Source organism: Actinomadura sp. CNU-125 (assembly GCF_001942465.1).
GTDB lineage: Bacteria > Actinomycetota > Actinomycetes > Streptosporangiales > Streptosporangiaceae > Spirillospora.
On sequence record NZ_MKJY01000014.1, the window covers coordinates 1 to 11,857 of the forward strand.

Annotated in this window: 16 protein-coding genes; 13 read left to right on the forward strand and 3 right to left on the reverse strand. The window is 71.7% G+C overall.

All coding sequences use genetic code 11. The annotated features are described in order from the left end of the window. The 7 genes from BJF79_RS02170 to BJF79_RS52705 form a co-directional block, all read left to right on the forward strand. On the forward strand, nucleotides 1-634 hold a 634-nt coding region (locus BJF79_RS02170; protein WP_187356946.1), incomplete at its 5' end, for a dihydrodipicolinate synthase family protein. Next, nucleotides 631-1,713: a mandelate racemase/muconate lactonizing enzyme family protein gene (locus BJF79_RS02175; protein WP_075894756.1), complete on the forward strand. Its 1,083-nt coding sequence runs from the start codon at nucleotides 631-633 to the stop codon at nucleotides 1,711-1,713. The genes BJF79_RS02170 and BJF79_RS02175, both read left to right, overlap by 4 nt. Next, entirely contained in the window at nucleotides 1,710-2,798 is a 1,089-nt protein-coding gene (locus tag BJF79_RS02180) for a Gfo/Idh/MocA family protein (protein ID WP_075894757.1), read from the forward strand. The genes BJF79_RS02175 and BJF79_RS02180 overlap by 4 nt, the downstream gene beginning before the upstream one ends. Next, entirely contained in the window at nucleotides 2,795-3,685 is an 891-nt protein-coding gene (locus BJF79_RS02185) for a PmoA family protein (RefSeq protein WP_075894758.1), read from the forward strand. Before BJF79_RS02180 ends, BJF79_RS02185 begins: the two co-directional genes overlap by 4 nt. Before the next feature lie 7 nt (nucleotides 3,686-3,692). Beyond that, nucleotides 3,693-5,030, forward strand: a complete 1,338-nt coding sequence (locus BJF79_RS02190; protein WP_075894759.1) for an ABC transporter substrate-binding protein — start codon at nucleotides 3,693-3,695, stop codon at nucleotides 5,028-5,030. 3 nt (nucleotides 5,031-5,033) lie between these two features. Next, complete coding sequence (locus BJF79_RS52700; protein ID WP_075894760.1) at nucleotides 5,034-6,311, forward strand: polysaccharide lyase family 1 protein; 1,278 nt, start codon at nucleotides 5,034-5,036, stop codon at nucleotides 6,309-6,311. A gap of 60 nt (nucleotides 6,312-6,371) precedes the next feature. Further along, on the forward strand, nucleotides 6,372-7,388 hold the full coding sequence (locus BJF79_RS52705; protein ID WP_075894761.1) for an aldose epimerase family protein: 1,017 nt from the start codon (nucleotides 6,372-6,374) through the stop codon (nucleotides 7,386-7,388). 36 nt (nucleotides 7,389-7,424) lie between these two features. On the opposite strand, the gene BJF79_RS02205 is transcribed toward BJF79_RS52705, so the two are convergent. Beyond that, nucleotides 7,425-7,811 (reverse strand): ATP-binding protein, encoded by a 387-nt coding sequence (locus BJF79_RS02205; RefSeq protein WP_083733101.1) that lies wholly within the window; start codon nucleotides 7,809-7,811, stop codon nucleotides 7,425-7,427. Nucleotides 7,812-7,950: 139 nt separating this feature from the next. On the opposite strand from BJF79_RS02205, the gene BJF79_RS50395 reads away from it, so the two are divergent. From BJF79_RS50395 to BJF79_RS02230, 6 genes are read left to right on the forward strand one after another with little or no spacing between them, the layout of a single operon-like run. Next, a complete protein-coding gene (locus tag BJF79_RS50395) occupies nucleotides 7,951-8,262 on the forward strand; it encodes a helix-turn-helix domain-containing protein (RefSeq protein WP_083733102.1) in 312 nt (103 codons plus the stop codon). Further along, nucleotides 8,259-8,750 (forward strand): DUF5753 domain-containing protein, encoded by a 492-nt coding sequence (locus BJF79_RS50400; RefSeq protein ID WP_083733103.1) that lies wholly within the window; start codon nucleotides 8,259-8,261, stop codon nucleotides 8,748-8,750. The genes BJF79_RS50395 and BJF79_RS50400 overlap by 4 nt, the downstream gene beginning before the upstream one ends. Further along, a complete protein-coding gene (locus tag BJF79_RS02215) occupies nucleotides 8,741-8,932 on the forward strand; it encodes a DUF397 domain-containing protein (RefSeq protein ID WP_075894762.1) in 192 nt (63 codons plus the stop codon). The genes BJF79_RS50400 and BJF79_RS02215 overlap by 10 nt, the downstream gene beginning before the upstream one ends. Beyond that, nucleotides 8,922-9,350 carry an NUDIX hydrolase gene (locus tag BJF79_RS02220; protein ID WP_075894763.1) on the forward strand — a complete coding sequence of 143 codons (429 nt, stop codon included), beginning with the start codon at nucleotides 8,922-8,924 and terminating at the stop codon, nucleotides 9,348-9,350. Before BJF79_RS02215 ends, BJF79_RS02220 begins: the two co-directional genes overlap by 11 nt. Before the next feature lie 55 nt (nucleotides 9,351-9,405). Then, nucleotides 9,406-9,882 carry a hypothetical protein gene (locus BJF79_RS55045; RefSeq protein WP_075894764.1) on the forward strand — a complete coding sequence of 159 codons (477 nt, stop codon included), beginning with the start codon at nucleotides 9,406-9,408 and terminating at the stop codon, nucleotides 9,880-9,882. A gap of 4 nt (nucleotides 9,883-9,886) precedes the next feature. Continuing rightward, nucleotides 9,887-10,423, forward strand: a complete 537-nt coding sequence (locus BJF79_RS02230; protein ID WP_262401412.1) for an AAA family ATPase — start codon at nucleotides 9,887-9,889, stop codon at nucleotides 10,421-10,423. Between the two features lie 3 nt (nucleotides 10,424-10,426). Here the strand turns inward: BJF79_RS02230 and BJF79_RS55050 are convergent, their stop codons facing one another. After that, nucleotides 10,427-10,588 carry a hypothetical protein gene (locus tag BJF79_RS55050; RefSeq protein WP_158079066.1) on the reverse strand — a complete coding sequence of 54 codons (162 nt, stop codon included), beginning with the start codon at nucleotides 10,586-10,588 and terminating at the stop codon, nucleotides 10,427-10,429. 359 nt (nucleotides 10,589-10,947) lie between these two features. Then, nucleotides 10,948-11,793, reverse strand: coding sequence for a helix-turn-helix transcriptional regulator (locus tag BJF79_RS02240; protein ID WP_075894766.1), 846 nt, complete (start codon nucleotides 11,791-11,793; stop codon nucleotides 10,948-10,950). Nucleotides 11,794-11,857: the final 64 nt, after the last annotated feature.

The following is an 11,857-nucleotide window of genomic DNA, read 5'->3' on the forward strand; positions in this document are numbered from 1 at the left end:
GGCTATGACAAGCACAACCCGGCGGGGAACAACTCGGGCAACTCGCGCAACGGGCGGGGCAAGGGCAAGACGGTGCAAGGAGTCGTCCGGCCTGCCCGCCATCGCCTACCAGCGGGGCGCGATCGTCCTCGATCCGGACGCCGCGACCGCGCTGGCCCGCGTCCCCGGCGTCGTCGGGATCAAGGACGGGACGGGCGACATCGACCGGATGGCCCGGATCGTCCGCGCCGTCCGGCGGGACATCGGCCCCGACTTCACGTTCTTCAACGGACTGCCGACCGCCGAGCTGACCCAGCCCGCCTACCGGGCCCTCGGCGTCGGCCTGTACTCGTCGGCCGCGTTCTGCTTCGTCCCGGAGGTCGCCACCGCGTTCCGCCGGGCGCTGGACGACGAGGACGGAGACGGGGACGGCGAGCTCGTCCGCGTCCTGCTCGACGAGTTCTACGCGCCGCTCGTCGAACTGCGCTGCCGCGTCCCCGGCTACGCGGTGTCGCTGGTCAAGGCGGGCGTCCGGCTGCGCGGCCTCGACGCCGGGACGGTGCGGCCCCCGCTCGTCGAGCCGTCCGCCGAGCACCTCGCCGAACTCGGCCGGCTGATCAAGACCGGCCTCGCGATCGTGGACGCCGACACGTGATCGCGGACCTGCGCAGCACGCTGCACCGGGTGCCGCTGCCGCGGCCCTGGGGCCCGAGCGTGCCCGCGAACCACCTGGTCGTCGGCGAGCTGACGCTCACCGACGGCCGCCGCGGCACCGGCTTCGCGTGGACGCCCGCGATCGGCGCGCACGCCGTCCACGCCATGCTGGAACACGACGTCCGCGCCGCGGTCCGCGGGCTGCCCGCGCACCCCGAGGCCGTCTGGGACCTGCTGTGGCGGCACCTGCACGAGGCGGGCGGCGGCGTCGCGACCATGGCGATGGCGGCCGTCGACCTCGCGCTGTGGGACCTGCGCGCCACCGCCGCCGGGACCGGGCTGGTCGACGCCCTCGGCCGCCGCCGCGACCGGGTCCCCGTCTACGGCAGCGGCGTCAACCTGCACTACCCCCTGGACGACCTGGTCGTGCAGGCCCGCCGCTGGGCGGCGGCCGGGGTCGCGGCCGTCAAGATCAAGGTGGGGCGGCCCGACCCGGCCGAGGACGTCGCGCGCGTCGCGGCCGTCCGCGAGGTCGTCGGCCCGGACCTGCCGCTGATGCTCGACGCGAACCAGCGCTGGGACCTCCCCGCCGCGCGCCGCGCGATCGCCGCGCTCGTCCCCTTCGACCCGTACTGGATCGAGGAGCCGCTCCCGGCCGACGACGCGCACGGCCACGCGCGCCTGCGGGAGAGCGTCCCCGTGCCCGTCGCGCTCGGCGAGAACCTGCGGACGATCCACGCGTTCCGCGACTTCCTGGTCGCGGGGGCGTGCGACGTCGTCCAGCCCAACGTCGTCCGCGTCGGCGGCGTCACCCCGTTCCTGCGGATCGCCGAGCTGGCCCGGACGTTCGGCGTGCCGGTCATGCCGCACCTGCTGCCGGACGTCTCCGGCCAGCTCGCCTGCGCGCTGCCCCTGCCCGCCATGGCCGAGGACGTCGAGGACGCCTCGTTCGCCGCGCTCGGCCTCCTCGCCGAGCCGCATCCGGTGCGGATCGCGGGCGGCGAGCTCGTCCCCGGCGACCACACCGGGCACGGCCTGCGGTTCGACGCCGCCCGGCTCGAAGAGACGAGGATCGCGTGAAGGCGGTGCTGGCTGGTGCGCACGGCCACGGCCGGTGGCACCTGGAGAACCTGCGGCGGCTCGACGGGCCGGTGCGCCTCGCCGGGATCTGCGACCTCGTCCCCGTCGCGGGCGCGGACGTCCCGCAGGGCCCCGACCTGCCCGCCCTCATCGAGCGGACCGGCGCCGACATCGCGATCGTCGCCACCCCGATCCACACGCACGCCGACCTGACGCGCGCCGCGATGGCGGCCGGGGCCCACGTGCTGCTGGAGAAACCCACCACCGCGACGTTCGCCGACTTCGCCCGGCTCGCCGCCGACGTCGCCGCGTCCCCGGCGGCCTGCCAGGTCGGCTTCCAGAGCCTCGGGTCGGCGGCGGTCGGCGCGGTCCGCGACCTCGTCGCCGGGGGAGCGGTCGGCGCCGTCCGGGGCATCGGCGTCGCGGGCTCGTGGCACCGCCCGTCCGCCTACTTCACCCGCGCGCGCTGGTCGGGACGCCGCCGCCTGGACGGCGCGGACGTCGTGGACGGCGCGCTCACCAACCCGTTCGCGCACGCCGTCGCCACCGCGCTCGCCGTCGACGGCAGCGAGGACCCCGGCGACGTCCGCGATATCGAACTCGAACTGTTCCACGCCAACCCGATCGAGAGCGACGACACCTCCGCGCTGCGGCTGCGCACCGCGAACGGCACCGTCGTCACCGTCGCGGTGACGCTGTGCGCCCGCCGCAGCACCCCGCCGTACCTGGTCGTCCACGGGGAGACGGGCCGGATCGTCCTCGCCTACACCCGCGACGAGGTCACCCTGCACCGGCCCGGCGGCGACGCCACGACCGTCCACCGCCGGACGGACCTGCTGACGAACCTCGCCGATCACGTGCGGGGACGCGCCGGCCTGCTCGTCCCGGTCGCCCGGACGGGCGGGTTCATGCGGGTCCTCGAAGCGGTGCGGACGGCCCCCGACCCGCGCCCGATCCCGCGCCGGTTCGTCCGGGCCGTCCCGGACGGCCGCACCCTGCCGGGCGTCGAGGACCTCGTCGCGCGCAGCGCCCGCGAACTCGCCCTGTTCTCCGAACTGGGCGCGGACTGGGCGGGTGCCGCATGACCGAGACGCTGCGCTGCGCCGGACGGGACGTCGCCCGGTACACCATCGACCCCGACCTCGCCCGCGACCGCGCGCCCCGCCCCTACCTGCACCCGGTGCGCACCCTCGGCGGCACCCCGGTCACCGAAGTGCAGCCCGCCGACCACGTGCACCACCTCGGCGTCTCCGTCGCCATCGCCCACGTCGCCACGCCCGGCCGCAAGCACAACTTCTGGGGCGGCAGCACCTACGTCCGCGACGCCGGGCCCCGGATGCTCGACAACCACGGACACCAGCGGCACCTCGGCTGGATCGGCCGCCGCCCCGGCGAACTCGGCCACCGGCTCGCGTGGATCGGCTCCGACGGCACCGAACCGCTGCACGAGGAACGCACCGTCCGGGCCGTCCCCTGGAACGGGCACTGGGCCCTCGACCTGACGTCCGTGCTCACGAACGTCACGGACGCCGACGTCACGCTGGGCAGTTCGGCCACCAACGGCCGGGCCGGCGCGGGCTACGGCGGGTTCTTCTGGCGCGCCCCCGCCGCCTGCACCGGACTCGCGGCGTTCACCGCCGACGCGTCCGGCGAGAGCGCCGTCCACGGATCCCGCGCCCCCTGGGTCGCGCTCGCCGGGACCGCCCCGGACGGCCGCGACTGGACCCTGGTGTTCCGCTCCGCCGACGGCGACCCCTGGTTCGTGCGGGCCGCCGAATACCCGGGCGTCGGCCAGGCCCTGGCCTGGGCGGACCCCGTCCTCCTCCCACCCGGATCCCGGCTCACCCGCCGGGTCGTCACCCTCGTCGCCGACGGGCGCCTCACCGCCGCCGACGCCCGCGCGTTCGCCGTCCGGACGCGGGCTCCCGCAGAGATGGACACGGGAACCGACCGTGTCACCACAGGAAGGTAGATCATCCATGTTCCGACGCGACCTCCAGCTCGGACGCCCCGGACGCAGGACCGTCCTGCGGGTCTCGGCCCTCGCCGTCGGCGCGGCCCTGGCCCTCGGCGCCTGCGGCGGCTCCGGCTCCGACTCCGGCAAGACGACCGTCACCTTCTGGAACACCAACGCCGGCCCGTCCTTCACGCCGCTGTGGCAGCACATCATCGCGGAGTTCGAGAAGGACAACCCGAACATCGACATCGAGATCACCGACATCCCGCACGCCCAGGTCCAGCAGAAGATCGACACCGCGATCGCCTCGGACGCGACCCCGGACGTCGCCCAGCTCAACACGTCCCTCGTGGCGAGCACCGCCGGGCAGAAGGCCCTCGAACCGCTGGACGACCGCCTCTCCGGCAGCCCGCTCAACGGCAAGCTCGCCCCGAACTTCCTGACCCTCGTCAAGGGGGCCACCGCCGACGGCAAGCTCTACTCGCTGCCCTACAGCGGCAACGTCGGCGTCGTCTGGTACCGGACCGACTGGTTCAAGGAAGCCGACCTCAAGCTCGAAACCTGGGACGACTTCTACACCGCCGCCGAACGGCTGACCGACCCCGGCAAGGACCGCTTCGGCTTCACCATCCGGGGCGGCGCGGGCTCGATCGCGCAGGCCCTCGAAATGGTCTACGGGCAGTCGGGCGTGACCGAGTTCTGGACGCCCGACGGCCGCACGACCGTCAACGACCCGCGCAACGTCGCGGCGCTCACCCGTCTGGTCGGGCTGTTCGGCAAGTACACGCCGAAGGCCGACGTCAGCAACGACTACGCCAAGATGGTCGCCCAGTTCGACGGCGGCACCATCGGCATGATGCAGCACAACCTCGGCAGCTACGGGGACCACACCGAGGCGCTCGGCGGCCCCGACAAGGTCGTCGGCACGACCGTCCCCGCGTCGCCGAGCGGCACCCGGGTGATCGTGTCCAACCCGGTCACCGGGATGGTGGTGTTCCGCTCGTCCGAGCACAAGGACGCGGCGTGGAAGTTCGCCGAGTTCGTGGCGTCCAAGGAGAGCTGCTCGCACTGGAACGAGAACGTCGGCCAGATCCCCGTCAACACCGACTCCGCGGCCGAGCCGTGGGTCGAGGAGAACCCGACGCTCGCGAACGCGACCGAGACGATGGCCGACCCCGCCACGAAGATCGTCCAGCTGCCGTACTACCTGCCGGAGTTCGCGGCGATCAGCAAGACCGACACCGAGCCGCTGTTCCAGAAGGTCCTGCTCGGCGACATGACGCCGAAGGCGTTCCTGGACGAGATGGCCGGCATGTTCAACGAGGCGCAGGCCGGGTTCGAAGAGCGGCAGGGGGACTGAACCGTGCGGAGAACGAGAAGCCTGCCCGTCGCCGTCGCGGCCGCCTGCGGGATCGCGCTGCTCGCCCCCGCCGCCGAGGCCCACGGCCCGGGACGCGCGACGCTCCCCGCCGGGGACGGCTGGGGAGCGGGCACCACCGGAGGCGCCGCCGCGCGCCCCGACCGGGTGTTCACCGTGCGCGACCGGGCGCAACTGGTGGCCGCGCTCGCCACCGGCTCCGACCCGAAGATCATCTACGTCAAGGGGACGATCCACGGCAACGTCGACGACCGCAACGTCCCCCTCACCTGCGACGACTACGCGACCGGCGGGTACGGCCTCCCGGCGTACCTGGAGGCGTACGACCCGGACACGTGGGGCTGGGAGAACGAACCGTCCGGCCCGCTGGAAGAGGCCCGCCGCGCCTCCCAGCAGAAGCAGGCCGAACGGGTGGAGATCTCCGTCCCGTCCAACACCACCATCGTGGGCGTCGGCCGGCACGCCCGCCTCGACGGCGTGAGCCTGCAGGTCGAGAACGCCGACAACGTGATCGTCCGCGACCTGACCTTCGAGGACGCGGCCGACTGCTTCCCCGCCTGGGACCCGACCGACGGCGACACCGGCGCGTGGAACTCCGAATACGACAACCTCGTACTGTCCGGATCCACGCGCGTGTGGGTCGACCACAACACGTTCACCGACGGCGACAACCCCGACAGCGGCCTCCCGACCTACTTCGGCGCCCTGTACCAGGTGCACGACGGCCAGCTCGACGTCGTCCGGGGCGCCGACCTCGTCACCGCGTCCTGGAACGTGTTCACGAACCACGACAAGACACTGCTGATCGGCAACAGCGACAACGCCGCCGAAACCGACGCAGGGAAACTGCGCGTCACCCTGCACCACAACTGGTTCGACGGCGTGATCCAGCGGGCGCCCCGCGTCCGGTTCGGTCGGGTCGACGTCTACAACAACCACTACACCGTCCCGTCCGAGGGCTACGAGTACTCGCTCGGCGTCGGCAAGGAGTCGGCGATCGTGGCCGAACACAACTCGATGTCCCTGCCGGAGGACGTCCCGGCGTCCTCGATCATCGCGAACTGGCGGGGGACCGACATCCGGACGTCCGGCAACCTCGTCGACCACCGTCCGGTCGACCTCCTCGCCGCGCACAACGCGGCCCACGAACCCGACCTGGGCCCGGACGTCGGCTGGACCCCGACGCTCCGCCGCACCGTGCACCCGGCGTGGGCCGTCCGGTACCTCGTGCCGGTGCTCGCCGGAGCGGGAAGACTGCACTGAACCCGGAGGGCCGCGCGCGCGTGGGGGCGCGCGCGGCCCTCCTTCCACGAAAGGGACCCGATGATCGAGGACTTCGGCACCACCCCGCACGGCGAACCCGTCGCCCGCTACACGCTGAAAAACGGCGGCGGCCTGACCGCCCGCGTCCTGACCCTCGGGTGCGTCGTCCAGACGCTCGACGTGCCCGCCCGCGACGGCGCACCGGCCAACGTCGTCCTCGGCTGCGCCACCCTCGACGACTACCTCACGAAAAGCCGCTACTTCGGCGCCGTCGTCGGCCGCTACGGCAACCGCATAGCCGGCGGCCGGTTCACCCTCGACGGCCGGACGCACGAACTCCCGCGCAACAACGGCGACGCCAGCCTGCACGGCGGGCACCGGGGCTTCGACCGCCGCGTCTGGACGGTCACCGACTTCACACCCGCCTCCATCACCCTCGAATACACCAGCCCGTCCGGCGAAGAGGGCTACCCCGGAACGCTCCAAACCTCCGTGACCTACACCCTCACCGACGACAACGCCCTGACCATCGGCTACCGCGCCACCACCGACGCCCCCACGATCGTCAACCTGACCAACCACACGTACTTCAACCTCGCGGGCGAAGGCACCGTCCACGACCACGTCCTGCACCTGAACGCGTCCCGCTACACGCCCGTCCGCGAGGGCCTCATCCCCACGGGCGAACTGGCGCCCGTCGAGGGCACCCCCTTCGACTTCACCGCCCCGCACCCCATCGGCTCCCGCATCACCGACCCGCACCCCCAGATCGAGCTGGGCAACGGCTACGACCACAACTTCGTTTTCGACTCGCCCGACTGGGCCGCGCGTGTCGAAGACCCGGCGTCCGGCCGGAGCATGGAGGTGACGACGACCGAACCGGGCGTCCAGTTCTACTCGGGCAACCGGCTCGACGGCCGCGCCACCGGCACGTCCGGACGCCCCTACCACCGCGGCGCCGGCTTCTGCCTCGAAACCCAGCACTTCCCCGACTCCCCGAACCACCCGGCGTTCCCCTCGACCGTCCTCCGCCCGGACGACGAGTACCGCTCGACGACCACGTACCGCTTCGCCTGACCGACCGCGGGGCCGCAGGAGGAGCGGCCCCGCCGATCAAAGGTCGAGAACCGCGAACACGACCTTCCCGACGTTGCCGCTCAACGGCCGGACGCCCCAGTACCGCGTGTACGACTCGACGACGAACATCCCGCGCCCGGACTCGGCGTCGAGGTCGGCCCGCTGCACGCGCGGCTCCTCCCACAGCGAGTCCTGCACCTCCATCCACAGCGAGCCGTCCTCGTTGCGGCCGATCCGGAACGTGACGTCGTCCGTCCCGGTCGTGTGCCGGATGGAGTTCGTCACCAGCTCGCTCGCGACCAGACAGGGGACGAAGTCGTCCGCGTCCGTCGCCCCGAGCACCAGCCGCACGAACCCGCGCACCTCCGCGACCGACCTGAGGTGGCGCTTGACCACCATCTCCGCGTGCGTCGCCTCGGTCATGTCGAGCTCCCATCACCGTGTGTTGTTGATGACGCACATTCAGCCACTACCGGAGCTAGGATTGGCATGCCGCTGCAAAGTGGAGACCAAGAGCAGGGCCCCCGCCGTAGGTGCAAGTTACCGAGAGAGGTAAACGATCATGGCGGTACGGCGTCAGCGTCCCCAGGAATCCCCCGCCCTCGTCGCGCTCGGACGCCAGATGCGGCGGTTGCGGGAAGCCAAGGGCATCAAGCAGGAGACGATCGCTCACCTGACGAAGGTCAGTCCCGCCCAAGTGAGCAGGATCGAAGCCGGTAAGAAGCGCGCCACACGAGCCTACGTGGAACTGGTGGACGACTACCTCGAAGCGGGTGGGGCGCTCGTCAGCCTGTGGGAGGACCTGAACAAGGACGGCCATCGGTCCCGATCTGGTTCGACTGGCCACAGATCGAAGCCGACGCCATCGAGTTGATCACATGGCAGCACACGATCGTTCCCGGGCTCCTGCAGACCTCGAACTACGCTCACGCATTTCTCGGAAATGACGAAGCTGTAGAAGCTCGCCTCGCGCGTCAGAGCATCCTGACCAGAGAAGACCCGCCTCCCACCATGCTCACGGCCCTCTTGAGCGAGGCGGTGCTCCACTACGCCATCGGCTCAGCCGAGGTGATGCAAGAGCAGGTGGCGCACCTGATTGCCCAGAGCGAACTTCCCAACATCATCATTCAGGTGGTGCGGAACAATTGGCGCCCCACCGGAACCGGGGGCGCCTTCGTGGTGGCTACCATGGAGGACCGCAGCGAGGTGGCGTACATGGAGACGATCGTTCGCGGTCTCACGACCGACAACCCAGCCGACCTGACGCCCATCTCGTCCGCGCTGCGAGAGTTGCGAGCGAGGGCGCTCCCAGAGGACATGTCACGCGAGGTCATGAAAGAGGCGCTTGAGAAATGGACCTGAGCGACGCCACCTGGCGCAAGTCGAGCCGAAGCGGAGAGAACGGCGGTGACTGCGTCGAAATGGCGGGCCTCCCCGGCACGGTGGCAATTCGTGACAGCAAGGACCCGGAAGGGCCGGTCCTCCTGCTCACTCGCGCCGCCCTCCGCGAGGCGGTCCGGTCCGCGGCCCGCGATGGCGGGTGAGTCGCCGCTGCACTCGGTCAGTTTGACCGGCATCGTGGTGCGCGACGACGGGTGCGTCCTGGCCATTGAGCGGCGGGACGACGGACGGTGGGTGCCGCCGGGCGGTGTGCTCGAACTCGACGAGACACCCGAGGCCGGGGTCGTCCGCGAGGTGTTCGAGGAGACCGGTGTCGCCGTCAAGGCGGAAGCGCTCATCGGCGTCTACAAGAACATGCGGCTGGGGGTCGTCACGCTCGCCTTTCGCTGCCATGTCATCGAAGGGGTCGGGCACGCGACGGAGGAGGCGGCGGCGGTCGCGTGGCTGGGCCTCGACGAGGTCCGACGCCGGATGCCGGAGGCCCGTGCGATCCGCGTCCTTGACGCGTTCCGGGGAGGTGGGCCGTTCGTGCGCGTCCACGACGGGACTCGTTTGCTCTGATCGGTTCTGTCGTCCTGGGCCGATACGCTCCCGGACCATGCATGAGATGGCCGTTATGGCTGGGTTCTTCGCTGCCCACGGTGTCTGGAGCGTCTCGGACGGCGAGATGCTGATCCCGATGCTCGCCTATGAGCACCCGAACGGCGACCGGGGCATGGACCGCCTGGTGCACGACGACGTCGCGGACGGTGCGGCGGCCGGGCAGGAGGCGCTGCGCACCGGTCGGGACGACTGGGTCCGCGCGGTCCTCGTGATCGACGCCTACCTCAACCTCGACACGGCCCGCGTCGACGCGCTGATCGTCGAGGCCGTCGAGTACGTGCCGTCCCGGCGATCGCTGAAGATGGCCGTCCCCTACCGGCCGCAGGCGGCTCCCGAGGGGTTCGCCGTGTACCGGCCCAAGTTCCTTGAGGTCACGGGCGTCGACGACCCCGACCTCGCCCCTCTGGCTGATGCCTTCTTCTCCGGTGTCGATTCCCACGAGAAAGCGGCCGCGGTCTGGGACGCCCACCTGGTGGACCAGTCAGTATGAGTGCATGACGGAGCCGCTCGCCGTGCTGGTCAACGGGTTGCCCGGGGCCGGGAAGACGACCCTCGCCCGGGAGTTGGCACGCGGGCTGGGGCTGCCGCTGCTCAGCAAGGACGTCATCAAGGAGACCCACGCCGACGTGCTGGGCGCCGGGCCGCCCGGGATTCCGCAGCGCCGCTGGAATTCGGCGCTCGGCGCCGCGGCGAGCGAGACCATGTGGGCGCTGCTGACGGACGCGCCCGCCGGTGCGGTCCTCGAATCCTGCTGGCCGACGGACGTCCGCGAACTCGTCGTGCGCGGGTTGCGCCGGGCCGGTGACCCCGGGACGGTCGAGGTCTGGTGCGACGTCCCGTTGGAGACCGCGCGGCGGCGGTTCGAGGCCCGGCATCCGCGCCACCCGATCCACGGCGAACCGCTGACGGACGACGAGTGGGCGAGCCGACGGCACACGGCTCGGCCGCTCGAAGTGGGGCCGACGTTGCGCGTCGACACCTCGCGGCCGGTCGACGTGCGGGCCGTCGTCGCGTGGATTCGCGGTCGGTGAGGGTCACGCGTCCGGGATGGGCTGGATCCACGGGTCGCAGAGGCGGCAGCCGAGCGTCCCCTGGTAGACGGCGTGTTCGGGGCAGGGGTCGAGGTGTTCGGGAGGCGGCGGGACGCGCCAGTCCTCGCGCGTCGCCGTGTCCGGACGGCGACGGGCGCGGGCCATCCGTCCACCATCGCGTGGTACCGGCGGAGGTAGTTCATCGTGTAGGGAGGATCGTAGGCGAGCCGTTCCCAGCCGTGTCGGGTCATCGCGACGTCTAGCACGCGCAGGAGGAACGCCTTCTCGGCTGGCCAGTTCACGGTCCATGGCAGTGCGCTCAGGTCGAAGCCGGCCCAGCCGTAGCCGATGCGGTGCCCGTCGGCGAAATGCAGCACGAGGTTGCGTTCCCAGGACGACTCCGCGAGCGGGCACCCGGCCAAGGTGATCACGTCGAAGAAGACGTTGGTGCCGCCGTTGGTGAGGGGGAGCTCGCCCGGTTCGGCGGAGGTCCCCAGCGCGGTGAAGAGGTTGCCCATGGTCCTTCAGGCGGTGTAGGTGCGGAGCAGTTCGATCGTGTCGGCCGAGCCGGAGCCTTCCTCCGTGGTGACCACCGCGAGGGACTGGCCGGGGGAGCGGGCGATGGCGAGGTTCTGCTGGGTCACGGTGAGTTCGCCGACGAGCGGGTGCCGCAGCAGGTACGAATCGGCTTCGCAGGGCCTGACCCGGTGGTCGCTCCACAGCGCGGCGAACTCGGCGGACTTCATCGACAGTTCGCCGATCAGCGAGGCCAGGAGGGCGTCCTCGGGGTGGCGGCCCGCGACCTGGCGCAGGTTGCCGACGACGGCGCGGGCCTTGCGTTCCCAGTCTGCGTACAGCTCCCGGGTGTGCGGGTCGAGGAACAGCATGCGGGCGAGGTTCGGCCGTTCGGCGGGACGATCGGGCGCGGTGCGGTCGACGTGCCCGGCGAGCAGGGCGTGCGCGAGCGGGTTCCAGGTCAGGACGTCCGTGCGGCGGCCGACGACGAGCGCCGGTGCGTCCCCGAAGGAGCGCATCAGGTCGCGGGTGAGGGGGTCGACGTGCTCGGCCGGGGGCTCCGCGCGGGGGCGGGGGCGCCGGGACGCGAGCCGGTGCAGGTGCGCGCGTTCGTGCTCGTCGAGCCGCAGGGCGGTGGCGAGAGCGTCGAGGACGCCTTCGGACGCGTTCACCGACTGGCCCTGTTCGAGGCGCGTGTAGTACGAGACGCTGACGCCCGCGATCTGGGCGAGTTCCTCGCGGCGCAGCCCCGCCACACGGCGGCGTCCCGGGAACGGCACCACGCCCGCTTCCTCGGGACGCAGCAGCGCCCGTCGTGCTTGCAGGAACTCGCTGAGCTGCGCCGAAACCGCCATGACGTCGAGTATGCCCGCATTCGCGGGAGCGAGCCTGCCTCTGCCGTGCATACCCACGACGCGG

What these genes read in the sequence shown, in the direction of transcription:
- BJF79_RS02185 (WP_075894758.1), top strand. Translation starts at nt 2,795, where the DNA reads ATGACCGAGACGCTGCGCTGCGCCGGACGGGACGTCGCCCGGTACACC.
- BJF79_RS02190 (WP_075894759.1), top strand. Translation starts at nt 3,693, where the DNA reads ATGTTCCGACGCGACCTCCAGCTCGGACGCCCCGGACGCAGGACCGTC.
- BJF79_RS52705 (WP_075894761.1), top strand. Translation starts at nt 6,372, where the DNA reads ATGATCGAGGACTTCGGCACCACCCCGCACGGCGAACCCGTCGCCCGC.
- BJF79_RS02205 (WP_083733101.1), bottom strand. Translation starts at nt 7,811, where the DNA reads ATGACCGAGGCGACGCACGCGGAGATGGTGGTCAAGCGCCACCTCAGG.
- BJF79_RS50395 (WP_083733102.1), top strand. Translation starts at nt 7,951, where the DNA reads ATGGCGGTACGGCGTCAGCGTCCCCAGGAATCCCCCGCCCTCGTCGCG.
- BJF79_RS02215 (WP_075894762.1), top strand. Translation starts at nt 8,741, where the DNA reads ATGGACCTGAGCGACGCCACCTGGCGCAAGTCGAGCCGAAGCGGAGAG.
- BJF79_RS02220 (WP_075894763.1), top strand. Translation starts at nt 8,922, where the DNA reads ATGGCGGGTGAGTCGCCGCTGCACTCGGTCAGTTTGACCGGCATCGTG.
- BJF79_RS55045 (WP_075894764.1), top strand. Translation starts at nt 9,406, where the DNA reads ATGGCTGGGTTCTTCGCTGCCCACGGTGTCTGGAGCGTCTCGGACGGC.
- BJF79_RS02230 (WP_262401412.1), top strand. Translation starts at nt 9,887, where the DNA reads ATGACGGAGCCGCTCGCCGTGCTGGTCAACGGGTTGCCCGGGGCCGGG.
- BJF79_RS55050 (WP_158079066.1), bottom strand. Translation starts at nt 10,588, where the DNA reads ATGGCCCGCGCCCGTCGCCGTCCGGACACGGCGACGCGCGAGGACTGG.
- BJF79_RS02240 (WP_075894766.1), bottom strand. Translation starts at nt 11,793, where the DNA reads ATGGCGGTTTCGGCGCAGCTCAGCGAGTTCCTGCAAGCACGACGGGCG.